15 protein-coding genes and 1 pseudogene are annotated in these 18,236 nt (G+C 72.8%); 7 read left to right on the top strand and 9 right to left on the bottom strand.

Annotation, left to right across the window (positions count from 1 at the left end; genetic code table 11):
- Positions 1-319: 319 nt before the first annotated feature.
- A pseudogene (locus ABT367_RS28355) lies at positions 320-1,558 on the top strand (tetratricopeptide repeat protein); the annotation flags it as partial.
- A 202-nt stretch (positions 1,559-1,760) separates the two neighbouring features.
- Here the strand turns inward: ABT367_RS28355 and ABT367_RS28350 are convergent.
- Entirely contained in the window at positions 1,761-2,285 is a 525-nt protein-coding gene (locus tag ABT367_RS28350) for a hemerythrin domain-containing protein (RefSeq protein ID WP_352256068.1), read from the bottom strand.
- Between the two features lie 193 nt (positions 2,286-2,478).
- Between ABT367_RS28350 and ABT367_RS28345 the strand changes: the two genes are divergently transcribed.
- Positions 2,479-5,832, top strand: coding sequence for an ATP-binding protein (locus ABT367_RS28345; protein ID WP_352256066.1), 3,354 nt, complete (start codon positions 2,479-2,481; stop codon positions 5,830-5,832).
- Positions 5,833-5,960: 128 nt separating this feature from the next.
- Here the strand turns inward: ABT367_RS28345 and ABT367_RS28340 are convergent, their stop codons facing one another.
- From ABT367_RS28340 to ABT367_RS28330, 3 genes are read right to left on the bottom strand one after another with little or no spacing between them, the layout of a single operon-like run.
- Positions 5,961-6,812, bottom strand: a complete 852-nt coding sequence (locus ABT367_RS28340) for an ABC transporter permease (RefSeq protein WP_199550875.1) — start codon at positions 6,810-6,812, stop codon at positions 5,961-5,963.
- Positions 6,809-7,834: an ATP-binding cassette domain-containing protein gene (locus tag ABT367_RS28335; protein ID WP_352256064.1), complete on the bottom strand. Its 1,026-nt coding sequence runs from the start codon at positions 7,832-7,834 to the stop codon at positions 6,809-6,811. The genes ABT367_RS28340 and ABT367_RS28335 overlap by 4 nt, the downstream gene beginning before the upstream one ends.
- A 53-nt stretch (positions 7,835-7,887) precedes the next feature.
- Positions 7,888-8,472, bottom strand: a complete 585-nt coding sequence (locus ABT367_RS28330) for an NADPH-dependent FMN reductase (RefSeq protein ID WP_352256062.1) — start codon at positions 8,470-8,472, stop codon at positions 7,888-7,890.
- A gap of 214 nt (positions 8,473-8,686) precedes the next feature.
- Between ABT367_RS28330 and ABT367_RS28325 the strand changes: the two genes are divergently transcribed.
- Both ABT367_RS28325 and ABT367_RS28320 read left to right on the top strand, forming a co-directional pair.
- Positions 8,687-9,175 carry an SH3 domain-containing protein gene (locus ABT367_RS28325; protein ID WP_352256060.1) on the top strand — a complete coding sequence of 163 codons (489 nt, stop codon included), beginning with the start codon at positions 8,687-8,689 and terminating at the stop codon, positions 9,173-9,175.
- Positions 9,176-9,205: 30 nt separating this feature from the next.
- Complete coding sequence (locus ABT367_RS28320) at positions 9,206-9,601, top strand: hypothetical protein (RefSeq protein WP_352256058.1); 396 nt, start codon at positions 9,206-9,208, stop codon at positions 9,599-9,601.
- A gap of 18 nt (positions 9,602-9,619) precedes the next feature.
- Here ABT367_RS28320 and ABT367_RS28315 read toward each other — a convergent pair whose 3' ends face one another.
- The 3 genes from ABT367_RS28315 to ABT367_RS28305 are packed head-to-tail and all read right to left on the bottom strand — an operon-like array spanning position 9,620 to position 11,820.
- Entirely contained in the window at positions 9,620-10,126 is a 507-nt protein-coding gene (locus ABT367_RS28315; RefSeq protein WP_352256056.1) for a RidA family protein, read from the bottom strand.
- Positions 10,123-11,301, bottom strand: a complete 1,179-nt coding sequence (locus tag ABT367_RS28310; protein WP_352256054.1) for an MFS transporter — start codon at positions 11,299-11,301, stop codon at positions 10,123-10,125. The genes ABT367_RS28315 and ABT367_RS28310 overlap by 4 nt, the downstream gene beginning before the upstream one ends.
- Positions 11,302-11,346: 45 nt before the next feature.
- Positions 11,347-11,820 carry an RrF2 family transcriptional regulator gene (locus ABT367_RS28305; RefSeq protein ID WP_352256070.1) on the bottom strand — a complete coding sequence of 158 codons (474 nt, stop codon included), beginning with the start codon at positions 11,818-11,820 and terminating at the stop codon, positions 11,347-11,349.
- Positions 11,821-11,973: 153 nt separating this feature from the next.
- Here ABT367_RS28305 and ABT367_RS28300 point away from each other — a divergent pair, with 153 nt between their 5' ends.
- From ABT367_RS28300 to ABT367_RS28290, 3 genes are all read left to right on the top strand, one after another.
- Positions 11,974-12,798, top strand: a complete 825-nt coding sequence (locus ABT367_RS28300) for a hypothetical protein (protein WP_352256052.1) — start codon at positions 11,974-11,976, stop codon at positions 12,796-12,798.
- Positions 12,799-12,990: 192 nt separating this feature from the next.
- On the top strand, positions 12,991-13,965 hold the full coding sequence (locus ABT367_RS28295) for a LuxR C-terminal-related transcriptional regulator (protein ID WP_352256050.1): 975 nt from the start codon (positions 12,991-12,993) through the stop codon (positions 13,963-13,965).
- Positions 13,966-14,005: 40 nt separating this feature from the next.
- Positions 14,006-14,791 (top strand): alpha/beta fold hydrolase, encoded by a 786-nt coding sequence (locus tag ABT367_RS28290; protein ID WP_352256048.1) that lies wholly within the window; start codon positions 14,006-14,008, stop codon positions 14,789-14,791.
- 121 nt (positions 14,792-14,912) lie between these two features.
- Here the strand turns inward: ABT367_RS28290 and ABT367_RS28285 are convergent, their stop codons facing one another.
- Both ABT367_RS28285 and ABT367_RS28280 read right to left on the bottom strand, forming a co-directional pair.
- Entirely contained in the window at positions 14,913-16,910 is a 1,998-nt protein-coding gene (locus ABT367_RS28285; RefSeq protein ID WP_352256046.1) for an FUSC family protein, read from the bottom strand.
- A 311-nt stretch (positions 16,911-17,221) separates the two neighbouring features.
- Positions 17,222-18,232, bottom strand: coding sequence for an endonuclease/exonuclease/phosphatase family protein (locus ABT367_RS28280; protein WP_352256044.1), 1,011 nt, complete (start codon positions 18,230-18,232; stop codon positions 17,222-17,224).
- Positions 18,233-18,236 lie beyond the last annotated feature (4 nt).

Here is an 18,236-nt window from a genome sequence, read left to right as displayed (position 1 = left end):
CGAGCGGCTGCGGACCCACCCGGCCGGCACCGTAGCCGCGCTGGTCGCCGAACTCACCGACGAGCGCGCCCGCCTTGATCTGCTCGACGCCGGCGATCCGCACGCCTCGGTCCGCACCGCGCTCGCCGCCTCGTACCACCATCTCGATCCGGCGGCGGCCCGGCTGTTCCGGCTGCTCGGGCTGTATCCCGGGGAGGACATCGGGGCGGACGCGGCCGACGCCCTGGCGGGGAGCGGCGCTCCGGGGACGGCCCGGCGGCTGCTCGACGCGCTGCTTCGGGCGAACCTCGTCGAAGAGCCCGCCGCCGGCCGCTACCGGATGCACGACCTGCTGCGGACCTACGCGGCGGAGCTCGCCGGGAGCACCGACTCGCCGCAGGAGCGCGAGGCCGCCCGCGGCCGGCTCTTCGCGCACAGTGTGCGGACGGCCGTACGGGCGGCCGAACTGATCGATCCGCTCGAGGTGTTGCCGACCGGCCCGAGGACCGACGGGAGCGGCCCGGCGACCAACGGGGGTGTCCTGCTCGGCGGACGTACGGGAGCCGCACCGGCCCGCACGCCCGCCGAGGCGGGCGCCCCCGCCGACTACGCCGCCGCCCTGCGTCACCTCGACGCCGAGCGCGCCAATCTCGTCCGTATCGCCGAGAGCGCCGCCGCACACGGCCGGGCCGACGTGACCCGCGACCTCTCCCTCGCCCTGTGCTGGTACCTGGACCTGGGCCTGCACCACGACGACGGGCTGCGGCTGCACCACCGCGCCCTCGACGTGGCGACCCGGCGCGGCGATGCGACCGGGCAGGGCGCGGCGCTCCGGGCGATCGGGATGGTCGAGTACCGGATGCAGCGCTACGACGAGAGCGTGACGCACATGGAACAGGCGCTGGCCCTGCACGAACACGCCGGAGACCGGCTCCTGTTGGCGTCTTCGGCAGGCAACCTCGGTGCCGTCCACGGCTATCTCGGCCACTCCGAACGGGCCGAGGAACTGCTGCGGAGGTCCGCGGCGCTCTACGGGGAGCTCAGCCGGGAGCGCGCACCGGTGCCCGACGGCGAGCGCGGCCACGAAGGTCCAGGGACCGACCACGAGCGCGGCCATGAAGGTCCAGGGACCGACCGCGAGCGCGGCCACGAGAGCGGACCGGAACCCGGCCGCGAGCGCGCCCGGGACACGCTCGCCTACCGGCCGCTGCTCCACCTCGGTCTGCTCCTGAGGCGCAGGCGCCGCCCCGAGGAGGCCGAGGCACCCCTGCGCGAGGCCCTGGCACTGACCGCGCACCATCCGCCCGCACAGGCCCACACGCTGTTCGGGCTCGCGGCGCTGTGCCGGGACACCGGGCGCCCGGACGAAGCGCTCGCGTACGCGCGGCGGGCCGTCACCATGGCGCATGAGGCCGGCTTCCCATATCTGCACGGGCTCGCGCTCAACCGGCTCGGGAGCGTCTGCCGGCAGCTCGACCGCCATCCGGAGGCGCTGCGGCAGCACCGGGCGGCGCTCGACCTCGCCGTACGCACGTACAACAGCGCGCTGTCGGCGATGGCGCACAACGGGGCGGGCGAGACCCACCTGGCGGCAGGAGCGATCGCCGAGGCGAGGCGCTGCCACCTCGCCGCACTGGACGGGCCCGCTTATGAGCGGGCACGGGCGCATGCGGGGCTCGCGACCGTCTACGAGTACCTCGGCGAGGACACGAAGGCGCAGGCCCACCGGGCGCAGGCGCTCGCTCTGTACGAGGAGTTGAAGGCCCCGGAGGCCCAACGCCTCAGGGCTTCGGCTCCCCGGGTTCCGGCCCTCCGGGTGCCGGACGCCCGGGTGCCGGACGCCCGGGGTGCGCCTCTCCGGGATGCGCATCCCGCCAAGCCGCCATCGACCGGTTCCAGTCCTCCCCCGAAAGCGCCGTGAGCGACGCCGGGAACAGGCCGTCCTCCTCCTTGGCGATGTGCTGGTGCAGTTCGTCGATCGCCTCGCGCAGCGTGCGCACATCGGCCGCGTCGGTCAGATCGAGCGACGGCAGCAGGGCGGCGAGCTCGCGGTGCTCCCGTACGAGGTCCTCGATGTAGTCCGCGTACTCGGGATCGTCCCGCATCACCGCGAACAGCCCGTTCTCCTCGCCCGCCCAGTGCGCGGCGAGTTCGCGCGCCATCACGGCGACCAGCTCGCGCGCCCGCTCCACGTCCCCGGCGTCCAGCGCGCGGGCCGCGTCCCCCGCCGCGTCCGTGACGCGCTCGTGCTCGGCGATGAACTCCTTGATCAGCGGGATGTCCCGGCATCCGCAGTAGTGGCACATGGTCCATGTGTAAGCGCTGGAAGGGGCTGAGGGGTGCAGCGACAGGCGGCGGTCCTTTGTGGGGCTGCCGCCCCACGCCCCGCCTGGATCTGTCGGCCGGCCAGGGCTTTGCGGTGCTGTTGCCCGGGGAACTCGTGGGGGCTGCGCCCCCACACCCCGCCGGTTGTCAGTGGGTCCGCCTATCGTTCCAGGCATGACCCCCGCACTGATCGGGCGCGAGCACCCCGCACGCGTGCTGCGTACGGAGATCACGCGGGCCGCCGAGAGCCATGGCGGTCTGCTGCTCGTCACGGGCGAGCCCGGGATCGGCAAGACCACCCTCGTCACCGAGGCCGCGCAGGAGGCGCGCGAGCTCGGTGCCCTCGTGCTGACCGGAGCCTGCTGGGATTCGGGGAGCGCCCCGGGCTACTGGCCGTGGGTGCAGATCGTGCGCGCGCTGCGCCGCTGGGCCACGCCCGATGAGGTCGCCCGGGCCGAGGAGGCCGCGGGCGGCGGGCTCGGGGTGCTGCTCGGCGAGGTGCGGGCGAGGGCCGGGGCGGGTCCGGGCGCGGGGGACGACCCGGACGCGTTCGCGCTGCACGACGCCGTGACCAGTGCGCTGGTCGCCGTATCGCAGGAGCGGCCGGTGCTGCTCGTGCTCGACGATCTGCACTGGGCCGATCCCGCCACCCTCAAGCTGCTCGAATTCGCCGCGGGACACGCCTGGTTCGAGCGCCTTGTCCTGGTGGGGACCTACCGGGACGCCGAGGTGGAGACGGACGGACATCCGCTGCGGGAGCTGATGCTGCCGCTGGTCGCGAAGGCCACCACGGTCACGCTGACCGGGTTCGACCGCGCCGAGACCCGTGCCCTGATGACGCGTACCGCAGGATGCGAGCCCTCGGACGAGCTGGTCGCGGAGGTGCACCGGCGCACGGGCGGCAACCCCTTCTTCGTCGAGCAGACCGCGCGGCTGTGGGCGAGCGGCGCGTCCGTGGAGACCATCGCGCCCGGGGTGCGCGAGATGGTGCGGCGCCGGCTCGATCTGCTGCCGGACGCGGTGTCCGCGCTGCTGTCCACGGGCGCCGTGCTCGGGCGCGAGTTCCACCGGCAGGTGCTCGCGGCCGTGGCGGGGGCACCGGCCGCGCATGTGGACCGGCTGCTCGACCAGGCGGTGACGGCCCGGCTCGTCATCTCACACGGCGGCGGACGCTTCGGCTTCGTCCACGACCTCGTCCGCGAGACGCTCCAGGACGCCCTGGACGAGGGCGAGTTGAAGCAGCGGCACGCCGCGTTCGTACGGGCCTGGGAGCAGGTCCCCGCGGTCGCGGCGCATGTGCTGCCGGGCGAGCTGGCCCAGCACGCGTATGCGGCGGGCGATGCCGTACCCGCGCAGACGGTGGTGCGGCTGCTGCGGGATGCCGCGCAGGACGCGGGGTCGCGGCTGGCCACCGAGGAAGGTCTGGGGCATCTGCGGAGGGCCGTCGAGCGCGCCGCTGAGGTGCCGGAGCCGGGGCTTCAGGTGATCACCCGGCTCGCGCTCGCCGACTCGCTGCGGCACGGCGCGGCGCCGCACGAGGCCCGCCGTGAGTTCGAGGCGGCCGTGGACGAGGCACGCGCGCTCGGCTCGGCGGAGCTGATGGCGCGGGTCGCGCTGTCGCTGCACGGGCACTTCCATCCGCTGCCGCCGCTGCGGCAGGGCACCGCCGAGGAGCTGCTCCGCGAGGCGCACTCCGCGCTCGGCGGCCGGCGTTCCGCCGAGCTCACGGCGGAGGAGCTCGCCCAGGAGCTGAGCATCCGCACCGCGGTGCTCGCGCGGCGGCACGGGGACGACGATGCGCTCGGCTTCAGCCTGTGGGCCCGCCACCACGCCATCTGGGGACCGGGCACGGCGGCCGAACGGGTCGCGCTGGTCGAGGAGTTGACCGCGCTGACCCGGCGCATGGGCGATGTCGAGGGCGAGCACTTCGCCCGCGCGCTGACCTGGGTGGGCCTGGTCGAGCTCGGCGATCCCCGCTATCTCACCGAGTTCCAGACGTATGTCTCCATGGCCGAGCAGGCGGATCTGCCGCGGCTCGACATCGGCGCCGCCGTCGACCAGGCGATCATCACGGCGCTCGCCGGACGGTTCGCCGAGTCCGAGGCGCACACCACGGAGGCGGCCGGGCTCGCGGAGCGCGACCGGCACGGCGGCGACTACATGATCCCGCTCCTCGACCACCACCGCTGGGCCCTGGCCATGCTGCAGGGCCGCCATGACGTGGCGCCGAAGCCGCTGCCTTGGATCGAGCGGATCGTCGCGGGGATCACGGCGGTGGAGCGGGCGGAGTTGCGCCGGGGCGGGGTGGGGGCCGCAGGTGGCCCCGGGCCCGGCGTCGCAGGCGGGCCGGGTGCCTCGGACGGGTCCGGTGCGACGGGTGGGCCAGATGCGACGGGCGGGCCAAGCGCCACGGGCGGGCCCGGTACAACGGGTGGGCCCGGTGCCTCGTACCCGTCCGGCTTCGTCGAACTGCCCCCCACCGGCCCGGGCTTCGACCCCGAGCTGGCCGCGGCCATCGCCCTCACCCGCGACCTGCTCGACCGCGGCGCGGAGAGCGACCAGGGCTTTCTGCCGCTGCGGCTGCGCCTGCAGGCCCAGGCCGCCGCGGCCTCCGGCGAACCCGGACTGTGCGCACGCGCCCGCGAGGCGCTCCTGCCGTACGCCGACCATTGGCTGGTGTCGATGTTCGGCTGGGACATCAGCGGCCCCGCGATGCACTGGATCGCCCTGTGCGACCAGGCGCTCGGCCGTCTCGAGGAGGCCGCCGAAGGTTTCACGGCGGCCGCGCGCTCGGCGGAGCTGCTCCAGTCGAGGCCCTGGGCGCTCGAGGCGAGCTCCCGGCTCGCGCAGGTCATGGCGGCGCGCGGACTGCCGGCCGCGCCGGCGCTCGCGGAGCGGGTGAGCCAGGAGGCGGACGAGCTGGGCATGCGCCAAGTGGCCGCACGCGTCCGCCCGTTGCTGACCGGCCGCCATGAACCGGCGCCCTCCGCCTACGCGTTCCGTTTCGACGGGGCCGTCTGGCAGCTCACCTACGAGGGCCGCACCGTCGCGATGCCGGACGCCAAGGGCCTGCGCGATCTGCGGCTGCTGCTCAGCCGCCCGGGCGCGGACGTCCCCGCGGTCCATCTGCTCGCCCCCGAGGGCGGCGCCGAGGTGGTCGCGGCCGGGTCGATGGGCGGCGACGCGGTCCTCGACGACGAGGCCAAGCGCCGGTACAAGGAACATCTGGCCCGCCTGGACGAGGAGATCGACCGGGCGTCGACGCCGGAGCGGGCGGAGAGTCTTGTACGTGAACGGGCGGCGCTGCTCGACGAGTTGAGGCGTGCGGCCGGTCTTGGTGGCCGTACCCGCCGTCTCGGTGACGAGGCGGAGCGGGCGCGTAAGGCCGTGACGGCGCGTATCCGGGACACGTTGCGGCGTCTGGACGCGCGGCACCCCGCGCTGGCGGCCCACTTGCGTGGTGCCGTCAGCACGGGGGCTACTTGTGCGTACCGGCCCTCGGGGTCGGTGCCCGGCTGGCGGTTGTAGGGGCGGGGCGGGATTTTTCCCCTACCCGCCCCTTCCCGAAACTGGGGCTCCGCCCCAGACCCCGGCATCCGAACTTCGTTCGGATCTGCTCAAGCGCCGCAGGGGCGGGATTTACCGCCGGGGCTGGATCACTTCTTCGAGTACAACCTCATCGTGATCGGTCCGAAAACCAGGAGCAGCAGGCCCGCCCAGCCCAGCGTCCACGCCAGGTCGGCCGCCGGCCAGTTGCCGTCCATCAACTCGCGTACGGACGTGGCCAGATGGGTGATCGGGCTGTTGTTCACGAAGGCCTGAAGCCAGCCCGGCATCGTCACCGGGTCGACGAAGATATTGCTGAGGAAGGTCAGCGGGAACAGGAACATCATGCTGACGCCCATCACCGACTTCTCACTGCGCAGCATCAGACCGAACATCGTCCAGATCCACGAGAACGCGAACGAGAAGACGATGAGCAGCGCGATCCCGGCCACGACGCCGACGACACCGCCGTGCGGACGGAAGCCCATGATCAGGCCGACGACCAGCATCACCAGGGACGCGATCGTGTAGCGCAGGGCGTCGCCGAGGAGGTAGCCGACCATCGGCGCGGGCCGCCAGATCGGCAGCGTACGGAAGCGGTCGAAGACGCCCTTCTCGATGTCCGTGTTGACCGCGACACCCGTGTACATCGTGATCATCACGACGCTCATCACCATGATGCCGGGCAGCAGTTGCTGGATGTACGCGCTCGGCGAGCCCGCGATCGCACCGCCGAAGAGGTACGTGTACATCACGACCATCATGATCGGGAACGCGGTCACATCGAAGAGCTGCTCGGGCACATGCTTGATCTTCAGAATCGCCCGCCACCCGAAGGACAAGGAGGCGGACCACGCACTCGGCCGTGGCGGCCGCTCCTTGGCGATGAGCAACTCGGCGAGGGTCTCGGTGGAGACCGGGGCGAGTTCGGCCGATTCGGTGGTGGTGGTCGCGGTGCTCATGCTGCTGCCTCCTCGGCGAGCGCCGACTCCTGGCCGGTCGCGGGCTTCTTGTCGGTGAGGGCGAGGAAGACCTCGTCCAGGCTCGGCTGCCCGAGCGAGAAGTTGTCGACGGTGATGCCGGCGCGGGCCAGCTCGGCCAGCGCACGCGAGGCCTGCTCGGCCGCGGCCTCACCGTTTCCGGCGCCGCCCACGCGCGCGGTCAGCGCCACCGGGTCGGGCTCCAGGGTCACGGCCGCGTCCAGCGTCAGCTTGAGCAGCTGCTCGGCGTCCGGGCGCTGGTGCGCGTCCCGCAGCCGTACGTGCACGGAACCCGCGCCGACCGAGGCCTTCAGCTCGCCCTTCGTACCCTCCGCGATCACCTTGCCCTTGTCGATCACGGCGATACGGGAGGCCAACTGGTCGGCCTCGTCCAGGTACTGGGTGGTCAGCAGGACCGTCGTGCCCTGCGAGACGACCGCGCGGACGATGTCCCAGACCTGGTTGCGGCTGCGCGGGTCGAGACCGGTGGTCGGCTCGTCCAGGAAGAGCAGATCGGGGGTGTTGAGGATGGACGCGGCGATGTCGATACGGCGCCGCATACCGCCCGAGTAGTTCTTCACCTGGCGCCCTGCCGCCTCGGTCAGACCGAAGGCCTCCAGGAGCTGCGCGCTGCGTTCGTACGAGGCCTTCTTGTTGTGGCCGAGCAGGCGGGCGAGAAGCACCAGGTTCTCGGTGCCGGTCAGGTCCTCGTCCACCGACGCGTACTGGCCGGTCAGGCTGACCCGGCTGCGGACGGCGTCCGCTTCCCGTACGACATCGTGGCCGAACACATGGGCCTCGCCGCCGTCCGGACGCAGCAGGGTCGCGAGCATCTTGACGGCCGTGGTCTTGCCGGCGCCGTTGGGGCCGAGGACGCCGTAGACGGTGCCGGCCGGGACGGCGAGGTCGACGCCGTCGACCGCACGGTTCTCGCCGAAGGTCTTCACCAGACCCGCGGTCTCGATCGCCAGGCCTCCTGACGATGCCGCTGAGTTCTTGCTCATCTTCCGTTCCTTCCACGGGAGTTGATCACGTTTGGCTGTTTCCTTGTGCGCTGTCAGGAGGTGTACGGGCGCCGGGCCCGGGCTTCCCTGAGGGCGAGCCCCCACCACACGAGCTGGTCGAGCAGGGCGGTGACGGACCGGTCGTCCCGGTCAGCTGTTCTGTCGGTGGTTCCCGGGCTTTCCCCGACGAGATGCAGACCGACCGAGTCGCGCAAACTCATCGCATGCAGCTCGGTGAACACGCACCGCAAGTGCTCGACCGCGTACAGTCCCCGGCTGTCGAAGCCGTAGGCGACATAGCCGACCGGCTTGGCGTGCCACTCGTCGTACGCGTAGTCGATGGCCTGCTTGAGCGAGGCCGGGAAGCTGCGGTTGTACTCCGGGGTCACGATCACGAAGCCGTCGGCGCGGGCGATGCGCGCCGTGAAGCGGGCCATCGCGTCCGTCGGGGTGGCCGGATAGCTGGCCGGGAAGTCCGGGTAGTCGGCCAGGTCGATCACGTCGAGCGCCAGGTCGTCGCGCTTGGCGGCCCGCTCGGTGAACCAGCGCGCCACGTCGGCGCCGATCCGGCCCTCGCGGGTGGACCCGACGATCACGGCCACGTCGAGGGGGCGCCCAGATCCTTCGCGGTCCTCCATCGTGCCGCCTCCCTCGTCTTCGTTCCCGCCCTCGTACCTGCTCTCATCCAGAAGGCGCGAGACCGGGGCATGCAGGTCGCCAGATGGGATCTAGCGAACCTGGCGGACGGCCTGGCAGGCCCGTGACCTGGGGTTCGGGTGGCAGATCCGCCGAATGGGGGATTTCCTTGAGGAGGGGATCCCGGAGTCCCGGAGGGGATGAAGGAGGGCGAACATGCGCACGTCCCCGGCCCTGCGAACGCTGGCCGTCGCGGTTCTCACGGCAGCGGCTCTGACCGTCCCGGCCGTCGGCCCGGCGAACGCGGCCACCCCATCCACCGGGACAGTGACCGCCGCCCCGCAGTGGGAGAACGGCCCGATCTGGGGCACGGTGGTCTCCGGCGGCAGCCTGAATCTGCGGGCCGAGCCCAACACCTGGTCCGCGGTGGTCGGCCGGCTCGCGCACGGCGCGAGCGACCGCATCCAGTGCGCGGTCTACGGCCAGAACGTGAACGGCAACTCCTCGTGGTTCTGGCTGACCGGCGAGCGCGCATGGGCCAGCGGCGCGTACATCTCGACGAGCCGTGGCGTCCCCGACTGCGGCAACTGGCGCCCCTCCGCGAACAATTCGGGCAACCAGCACCACCGGCACGACCACAACAACCCGTGCCGGCAGGACGATCCGTGCAATGCGTGCCGCCAGGAGTGGCGCCACCACCGCTGACCCGGCGGCCAACACGAAGGGACAAGTCCCATGGCTCATGCGGCACCCCGGCCCACCGGCACCAGCCTCGGCTCCGGTGAACTCAGCGGCTGGGCCGTCAAGCTCACCCCGGCCCTCGCCCTCGTCTACGGCTACTGGGCGGCGGCGATCCAGCGCTCGGGCGGGCCCATCACGGCGGGCAACGTCTGGCTCGGCATCATCGCCACCGTCGCCTTCGCCGTGGTCCTCCTGGCCGTGATCAGGCTGGCCCCGAGGCTGCCGCGCGAGGCCCGCGCCCTCACCTGGGGTGCGTTCGCGGGCATCGCGTTCGGCTACCTCTACAGCCTCACCGGCGAGAGCGTGCTGCGGTCCGCCGGCAACGCCGGCCTGTTCGGAGCGGCCGTGGCGTGCGCCGCGTTCTACCGCTTCTACACCAGCGAGGACTGAGGACCGAAGGCAGCGGGACTACGCCTGGTCGCGTACGGCCACCGCGTCGATCTCGAACAGCATGTCCGGCAGGGCGAGCGCCGCCACCCCGACCAAGGTCTGGGCGGGCAGGCGCTCGCCCCACGCCGCGCGCAGGTGCTTCAGGAGGATGTGCAGCTTCTCCTCGTCGTGGTCGACGATGTACGTGCCGATGCGCACGACGTCCGCGAAGCCGAGTCCCGCGGCCTCGAGTGCCGTACGGAGATTGGCCATCGACCGCGCGACCTGTGCGTCGAACTCGTCCGAGACGACCGCACCGGTCCCGTCGGAGGCGTACTGGCCGGCGATGAAGACCTGCCGGCCGGCCGCGGCGGCGACGTGGGTGTAGCCGTAACCGGTGGGGTCGTGCAGCGCCGACGGGTTGAGCAGGGTGCGGCGGTCGGCGCGGGCTTCGGTGCGGTGGTCCGTACGGGCATCGATGCCGCGGTCCGTACGGGCATCGGTACGGGCGTCGGCGTTGCGGTCCGTGCGGTGGTCGTGCGTCATGAGCGGGTTTCCTTCCGGTGGGCCACCAGTGCGGCGGCGAGGACGAGCGCGGCCGCGGCGGCGGGCACCGCGGTCAAGGGCAGGGAGTCGACCAGGCGGCCGCCGAGCAGCGCGCCGAGGGCGATGGAGAGGCAGAAGACGGCGACGTTGAGCGAGGTCGCGGCCTCGATGTCGTCGGGTGCGGCGGTCAGGAACCAGGTCTGCAGGGCCACGGACACCCCGCCGTACGCCAGTCCCCACGCGAGCAGCAGCAGAGCGCCGGTCACGCTCCCGCCGGGCAGCAGGGCGAGTGCGGTCAGGGCGGCGGTGAGCGCCGACGAGATGAGCAGGATGCGCCGCGGACCCAGCGCCCCCGCGAGGAAGTTGCCGGCGAGGCCGAGCACTCCGTACCCGAGCAGCAGCCAGCCGACGGCGGCGCCGGAGATGCCGTACCGCTCGGCCAGGACCGGGCGTACGAAGGTGTACGCGAGGAAGTGGCCGGTGACGAGCAGGGCGGTGAGCGTCAGTCCGGTACGGACACGGGGGTTGCGGCGCAGCAGCGAGGTCAAGTCGCGGGTGGTCAGCCCTCGTTGGGCCGGCAGCGGGGGCAGCAGCAGGAGCAGCGCCGCCAGGACGAGGAGCGAGAGCCCGGCCACCGCGGCGAACGGGAGCCGCCAGCCGCCGAGTTCACCGGCGAGGGTGCCGGCGGGCACCCCGAGCACGGAGGCCGCGGCGACGCCCCCGAAGATCACGGCGGTGGCCCGCCCCACCTGATGCGCGGGCACCAGGCGCGGCGCGAGACCGCCCGCGAAGGCCCAGAAGCCGCCGATGCCGACACCGAGCAGCACCCGCGCCCCGAGCACGTACGCGAAGTGCCCGGCCAGCGCGGAGACCACGTGCGCCAGGGCGACCAGGGCCATGAGGGCGGCGAGGACGAGCCGGCGGTCGAGGCGCCCGGACACCACGGTCAGCAGCGGCGCGCAGACCGCGGCGACCAGACCGGGCACGGTGACCAGGAGTCCCGTCGTACCGTCCGAGACCGCGAGCGAGCTGCCGATCGGGGTGAGCAGACCGACCGGCAGCAGCTCGGCGGTGATCACCGTGAAGATGCCGAGGGCGACCGCGGCCACCGCGAGCCATCCCCGTACGCCTACGGCTTTCTCTCCCGCCTGGATATTCACCTGGATATTCGACATCCAGAATTACCCCCTTGGTGAGCCCCCTTCGCAGGGGCGAGCGCCTCAGCTGTTCTCGAACCAGCGCCGCAGCGTCTCCCGCGCCGCCGGCGCCCGCCGCTCCGCCCGTTCCCGCACGTCGGCGAGCGTGCACGCGGCGAGTTCCGTGCGCCAGGCCAGCTCGGCCTTGGCCATCGACTCGGCGAAGGCGCAGGGCAGTTCGTGCCCGGTGTGCGGCATCTCGCCAGGACCTTGCTTACGGATCTCCGCGCAGCGGAAGGCCTCGTCCGGCCCCTCGATCGCCACGACCACATCCATCAGCGTGATCCGCTCCAGTGGGCGGGCCAGGCGGAAGCCGCCCTTCGGGCCGGGCGTGGACGTGACGATCCCGGCCCGGGCGAGGGCCTGGAGCTGCTTGTTGAGGTACGCGGTGGGCAGCGCGTGGTACGCGGCGAGCCGCGCGGCCGTGACCGCACGGTCCTCGCCGATCCAGTCGAGGTTGAGGCAGCTGTGCAGGGCCCACTCCACGCCCTCGTTCATCTTCATAATCTGGATGTTAGATGTCCAGGATTAACGGCGCAAGCAGAGGCGCGAGCGGACAGGGGCGCGGGTGTAGCCCACCCGTACCACCCCCGCTCGCGCCCCGTACCCCCCTCACCGAGCGTGGGAGGCGTGCACAGGACCCGGAGTCTCATGGCAGCGCTGCTGCTCGTGCTCGCCTGTGTCCTGACGCCGCTCGGCGCGCTCTCCACCTGGGCGAAGTACCAGATCGGCGATACCGAGAACTATGTGGCCGCGATGGCGCCGCTCGCCAAGGACCCCGATGTGCAGGAGGCGGTCGCGGGCGCCGTGGCCGACGAGATCGGCAAGCACATCGACGCCGGGCCGCTGCAGGGGACGCTGACCGCCTTCGTGCACGAGGCGGTGGAGTCCTTCACCGGCACGGAGGCCTACCGGACCGCCTGGAACGCGGCGATCCGGGCCGCGCACGAGGCGGTGCAGCGGGCCCTGAAGTCCGGGGACGACGGAAGTGTCGTGATCGACCTCGCGCCCATCACGCAGGAGGTCAAGGACCAGCTGGTGGCCGACGGGGTGCCGTTCGCGCGGCGGATCCCGGTGCAGCACACCGAGGTCGAGGTCATGAAGTCGAAGGATCTGGTGCAGCTCAGGAAAGGGCTCCACATGTTGCAGGTCGCGGGGATCTGGCTGCCCGTCGCCGCCGTGCTCTGCGCGGTGGCGGGCATCGCTCTGGCGGTACGCAGGCGCAGGGCCGTGATCGCCACGGCGCTCGGGATGGCGCTGGCGTCCGCGCTGCTCGGGCTCGGGCTGTGGATCTCGCGGCGCCTGACGCTCTCGGACCTGCCGCCCGATGTGTCCAAGGGGGCGGCGGGAGCGGTCTTCGACGCCCTCACGTCGAGCCTGCGGACGGCGGTGTGGGTGATCGCCGCGGTGGGGCTCGTGGTGGCGCTCGCCGTGTATCTGAGCCGCCGCGTCCCGGGGCTGCGGCGACGCGCCTGAGCGGCGGGAGCCGCCGGGAGCAACGGGCGAAGGCGCCGCACGAAGCCCCCACAGACTCCGTGCGGCGCACGGCCCGGTGGCCCCCCGGGCCGGACCAGGCCACCTATACGTCCTACGTCCCGCCAAGTGGTCCAGACAACGATTCGGGCTGGCCCATTGCGGTCCCTGGCACGCACAGGCCACCATCCCCGCATGCCCCACGAGTCACTCGACACCGCCCGCCGACAGCTGACCGCGGCCGGTGTCGACCCCTTCGACGAGCGCGTCTACCGCGAGATGCTGGTCCGCCACACCGCCGCGCCCGCCGATCTCGCCGCACCCCTCGACTGCTCCACGGACCGCGCGGCCCGTTCGCTCGACCGGCTGCGCGAACTCGGCCTGGTGGGACGGCTTTCGGGCGCCCGCCGCCGGTATGCGGCGATCGAGCCGGTTGCCGCGATCGAGGCACTTGTCCGCTCTCGTACCGCCGAACTCGACACGGTCCGCGAAGCTGCGGGCGAATTGTCCCGGCTCTTCGACGCGGCCCAGTCCGGCGGGACGGAGGAGGTCGAAGTCGTCGTCGGGAGCGAGGCGTTGGGGCGCTGGTTCGTGCGGCTCCAGCAGGAGGCGCGCGAGGAGGTCATCACGCTCGACCGGCCCCCGTACGCCCTGACGACGTCCAACCCCGTGGAGGCGACGGCCCTCACGCGGGGTGTCCGCTATCGGGCGGTCTACGCACCGGAGGCCCTGGAGTGGCCCGGAGTCCTCGGCGACATCCGTGAGTTGATCTCGCGCGGCGAGGAGGCCCGCGTCCTGCCGGGCCTGCGCGTGAAGCTGGCGATCGCCGACCGGCGACTGGCCCTGCTCCCGCTCTCGCTGGACTTCACGGGAGAGGTGCGCGCGGCGGTGCTGCGGCCCTCGGCGCTCCTGGACGGTCTGGTGGACTACTGGGAGCTGTGCTGGCGTACGGCCACTCCGCTGGACGCCCCCGCCGACGACCCCCTCGCGGAGGACGACCGCCGGATGCTGACGCTGCTCGTCGCCGGCCTGAAGGACGAGGCGATCGCGCGCCAGCTCGGCTGGTCGGTACGCACGATGCGCCGCCGCATCAGCGCGCTCAACGACAAGCTGGGCGCGGCGAACCGTTTCCAGGCCGGGGTGATCGCGACCCGTCGCGGCTGGATATAAACGGATGGGGCCGCGCGCCCGCCTCGCCTAGCCTCGTCCCATGGCGAACACAGAGCTCGACGGCGCACGGATCGGCTACGACGACGAGGGCAACGGTCCCGCCCTGGTCCTGGTGCACGGCCACCCCTTCGACCGCTCGATGTGGGCACCCCAAGTGGCGGAATTCCGCCGGGACTTCCGTGTCATCGCCGCCGACCTGCGCGGCTACGGAGAGTCGACGGTCGTCCCCGGCAGGACCACCCTCGACGTCTTCGCCGCCGATGTACGCGCCCTCGTCGACCACCTCGGCATCGGCCGGTTCGTGCTCGGCGGGCTCTCCATGGGCGGCCAGATCGTCATGGACTGCTACCGGCAGTTCGGCCCGCGGATCCGGGGCCTGATCCTCGCCGACACCTTCCCCGGTGCGGAGTCCGAGGAGGGCAAGGCGCACCGCAGGGAGATGGCCGACCGTCTCGTACGGGAGGGGATGAAGCCGTACGCGGAGGAGGTCCTGTACAAGATGGTCGCCCCGGACGCGGACCCGTCCGTCGCGGAGCACGTCCTGCGGATGATGACCGGCGCACCCCCGGAAGGCGCGGCGGCGGCACTGCGCGGACGGGCCGAACGCCCGGACTACCAGGACCTGTTGACCAAGGTCTCCTGCCCCACCCTGGTCGTCGTCGGCCGCGACGACGCGTACACCCCGGTCGCGGACGCGCAGGCGATGCACGCGGCGCTCCCGGACTCGACGCTGTGCGTGGTGGAGGACGCGGCCCATATGCCGAACCTGGAGAGGCCCGAGGAGTTCAACTCGGCGCTGCGGGCGTTCCTTTCACGGCTGACCTAGGGGTCACGGCCGAGACGCCGGCCCCGGCATCACGGTCCTGCCCGCGCCCGGGGGCACGCGGCCGAGGCCTGCGCGGCCGTACTCGGCTGGTGCGCCTGGACCGGCTTGCCGGCCGCCCGGGTCAGACCGTCTTGTCGGCCGCCTGAGGGGACGCGATCGCGCGGGCCGCCTGGATTTCGCGGCGTAGCGGGGCCAGGACGCTGTCCTCGTCGCCCTCCGGGAGGGGGACGCAGACGGCCTCCAGGGTGTCGGTGTCCCGCAGGCCTTCGGCCAACTCCTCCAGGTGACGGCAGAGTTCGGCCGATTCCTCGGGGGCGGGACGGGGTGCGCCGTGGCGGATGCGTACGCGTGCGGCGGTCGTCGCGTCGACGACCCGTTCGACCGCGACGACGAGCGGCCACCACGCGGCGGCCCGGGGTCCGGTGGGCGGCGGCTCGGTGAGGGCGCGCTGGAACTCCGAGCGTACGGAGGACAGGTCCCGGTACAGCCGGCGCCGCATCCGTGCGCGGGCCGCGGGGTCCGGGACGCCGGGGGTGGCGGGGTCGAGGAAGGCCGTCTCGACATAGCGGGCGGTGTCGGCCACGGCGTCCGCGAGCCGGTCGCCGATCCGGGTCGACCAGCTCTCCGGCCACAGCAGGTAGCCGGCGACGAGCGCGATCCCGCACCCGATCAGGCTGTCGTAGAGCCGGGGCATGACCAGCCCGAAGCCCTGCTGGTTCATGGTGTCGGAAAGGAGCAGGATGACGGGCGTGATGGCGGCGGTCTGGTACCCGTATCCGCGCGGGGTCAGGGCCGGGATGAGCGGTGCGAGGACGAGCAGCACCGGCACGTCCCACCAGCCGCGCGGCACCTCGGCGAGCACCGCGGCGGCGACCAGGAGACCGGCCGCGGTGCCGACCGCGCGCATCACGGCACGCGAGAAGACGGACCCGAAGTCGGGCTTCATCACGAAGGTGATGGTGAGCGCCACCCAGTACGAGCGCTCGACCTCGACCAGCGAGACGAGCGCCTGCGCGATGCCGATGCACAGCGCGAGGCGCACTCCGTAGCGCCAGGACTCGGCGGAGACGAAGACGTTCCGCGCGGCGCGGCGGGCGCGCTGGGTGAGGGCGGCCGGGGTGCCGAGGCGGTCGTCGACGTTGTGCGGATCCTCGTCGGCGATCACGTCGGCCGCATGCCGCACGGCGTGCTCGACGGCGCGGCCCGCGGTCGACTCGGCCTCCGGCAGGTCGAGTTCGACCCGCTCGGGGTCCCCGCGCTGTACGCCGTCGGCGAGGCGGCGCACCATGTCGGCCACCTCGGGCGGCAGCGGGCGGCCGCTCAAGTGGGCGGCGGGGGCCGCCTCGATGATCAGCGTGAGCGCGTTGAGCTGCGTGACGAGCCGGACGAGGTCCTGATTGCGGCCGTGGTCGCGGGTGCGGCGGGCGAGCACGAGGTCGTAACTCTGGTTGAGCGACTGCGTCACGGCCTGCCGCGCGTCCTCGTACGCGCCCGCGTCCCCGCCCGCCGCCTCGAGCAGCGCGGCGGCCTGCCGGTAGGCCCCGGCGACCTCGGTCCGCTCGGCCTTCCCCTGCCGCAGCGGCCACGCGAGCAGCGCGAGCAGCAGGACGAGCAGACCGCCGCCGGTCATGAGCAGCGGTGCGAGCCACCACTCGCCCGGCATGGGCAGACCCGCCCCGATGATCGAGTTGAGCAGCAGAAGCAGCCCCGATACGGAGGCCACGGCACCGATCGTCGAGATCATCCCCGAGACGAGCGCGATCAGCGTGAGCACCCCGACGGCCGCCCAGCCCTGCCCGTATACGAGCGTGCCGAGCAACACCCCGACCGCGCCGAAGAGTTGGGGGATCGCGATGTTGATGACCCGCATCCGGTACGCGGACGCGGTATCGCCGATGACCCCGGACAGCGCGCCCATGGAGGCCAGCGCCCCGTACGCGACGTGCTCGGTCGCAAGCCCGATCACCAGCGGCAACGTCATCGCGACGGCGGCCCGGAACACGGCGGGCCAGGGGATGGGCGCGGGACTGGGCCTGAGCGTCCCCAACGTCCTGACGAGCCACTCAGGTGGGGTGAAGGTGCTCGGGGCGGCGGCTCGGGGGTCGGGCGTGTGGGGCATACCGACAGTATGGTCAACTCCGGCCCGGCCGGTGTTTGAGGGGATCTTCAGCCCCTGCGGCGCATGAGGAGAACGTCAGCCCCTCCGGCGCTTGAGGAGACCTTCAGCCCCTCCGGCGCTTGAGGAGACCTTCAGCCCCTGCGGCGTTTGAGCAGATCCGAACGAAGTTCGGATGAGGGGGTCCGGGGCGGAGCCCCGGTTTCGGGAAGGGGCGGGTAGGGGAAATCAGCCCGCCGCAGGCGCCACCCAGCCGCACCCGACAACGCCCCCGCACCCGCACCCAGCCGCAGCCCCACCACCCGCAGCCACCCTCACCCCACAACCAGCGAAAGCTCCACCACCAGCGCCCGATGATCCGTCCCCTCCAGCTCCAGAAACCGCGCCGAGCGCGGGACGAAGGCGGGCGACGCCAGGACGTGGTCGATCTGGGTGCCGAGGGGCGCGGAAACCGACGTCGGCCAGGAGGGCGTACGCGCACGGCCCGTGACCGCCGCCGCATCCCGCAGCCCCGCGTCCAGGAGCGCACGGAACGCGGCGTGGTCCTGGGACGCGTTGAAGTCTCCGGCGACCACGAGCGGCGCCGAGGAGCGGTGCCGTACGACCCAGTCCCGCACCGCACCCAGCTCCCGCCGCCACACCCCCACACCCCCCGGCACGGGCGGCACCGGATGCGCGAGCTGCAGCCGCACCTTCCGCCCGGCGATCGTCGCCTGCGCCCCCGGCATCTCCAGGCGCGAGGAGATCCCCGCGTCGCGCACCAACGGATACCGGCTGAGAATCGCCGACCCGTGCGAACCCGGCGAGGGCACGGCGGACTCGTACGGATAGTCGAGCCCCGTCCGCAGCGCCCCCAGGCAGCCCGCATCGCACTCCTGCACGAAGACGAGATCCGGCCGCTCCCGCCGTACCGCCTCGACCAGCTCCGAAGTCGCCTTGCCGAACAGCACGTTGGAGGTCAGCACGGTGATCCGGGCCGCCTCACGTCCCCCACCCGCACGTGCCGAAGGGGCCGACGAACCGGCCGGATCGTACGGCTGCAGGAACCAGGCCGTGACCACGAGCAGCGCCGCCGCCCACACCGCCCCGGCCCGCCAGCGCGCCAGCGCCGCGGCGCCGAGGGCCAGCGCGCCCGGCAGGAGGAGCCACGGCAGGAAGGCGAGCAACTGCGGTACGGGAGTCGTCGCGTCGACGTCGAGCGCACGGCAGCCGACGATCACGGTCAGGCCGGCGAGAACGAGCCCCGCACCCCAGGCCGCGACCCGGCGCCGAAGGGGCGGCCGGTCGGGCAGTGACTCCGCGTGCGGTGCCGCTTGCGCGTCCAACTCC

The organism is Streptomyces mesophilus (assembly GCF_040300965.1).
Lineage (GTDB): Bacteria > Actinomycetota > Actinomycetes > Streptomycetales > Streptomycetaceae > Streptomyces > Streptomyces mesophilus_A.
This window is presented reverse-complemented; position numbering and strand designations above follow the sequence as displayed.

Excerpts from the sequence above, each read along its gene's own strand:
- ABT367_RS28350 (WP_352256068.1), bottom strand. The coding sequence starts at position 2,285 with ATGTGCCACTACTGCGGATGCCGGGACATCCCGCTGATCAAGGAGTTC.
- ABT367_RS28345 (WP_352256066.1), top strand. The coding sequence starts at position 2,479 with ATGACCCCCGCACTGATCGGGCGCGAGCACCCCGCACGCGTGCTGCGT.
- ABT367_RS28340 (WP_199550875.1), bottom strand. The coding sequence starts at position 6,812 with ATGAGCACCGCGACCACCACCACCGAATCGGCCGAACTCGCCCCGGTC.
- ABT367_RS28335 (WP_352256064.1), bottom strand. The coding sequence starts at position 7,834 with ATGAGCAAGAACTCAGCGGCATCGTCAGGAGGCCTGGCGATCGAGACC.
- ABT367_RS28330 (WP_352256062.1), bottom strand. The coding sequence starts at position 8,472 with ATGGAGGACCGCGAAGGATCTGGGCGCCCCCTCGACGTGGCCGTGATC.
- ABT367_RS28325 (WP_352256060.1), top strand. The coding sequence starts at position 8,687 with ATGCGCACGTCCCCGGCCCTGCGAACGCTGGCCGTCGCGGTTCTCACG.
- ABT367_RS28320 (WP_352256058.1), top strand. The coding sequence starts at position 9,206 with ATGGCTCATGCGGCACCCCGGCCCACCGGCACCAGCCTCGGCTCCGGT.
- ABT367_RS28315 (WP_352256056.1), bottom strand. The coding sequence starts at position 10,126 with ATGACGCACGACCACCGCACGGACCGCAACGCCGACGCCCGTACCGAT.
- ABT367_RS28310 (WP_352256054.1), bottom strand. The coding sequence starts at position 11,301 with ATGTCGAATATCCAGGTGAATATCCAGGCGGGAGAGAAAGCCGTAGGC.
- ABT367_RS28305 (WP_352256070.1), bottom strand. The coding sequence starts at position 11,820 with ATGAACGAGGGCGTGGAGTGGGCCCTGCACAGCTGCCTCAACCTCGAC.
- ABT367_RS28300 (WP_352256052.1), top strand. The coding sequence starts at position 11,974 with ATGGCAGCGCTGCTGCTCGTGCTCGCCTGTGTCCTGACGCCGCTCGGC.
- ABT367_RS28295 (WP_352256050.1), top strand. The coding sequence starts at position 12,991 with ATGCCCCACGAGTCACTCGACACCGCCCGCCGACAGCTGACCGCGGCC.
- ABT367_RS28290 (WP_352256048.1), top strand. The coding sequence starts at position 14,006 with ATGGCGAACACAGAGCTCGACGGCGCACGGATCGGCTACGACGACGAG.
- ABT367_RS28285 (WP_352256046.1), bottom strand. The coding sequence starts at position 16,910 with ATGCCCCACACGCCCGACCCCCGAGCCGCCGCCCCGAGCACCTTCACC.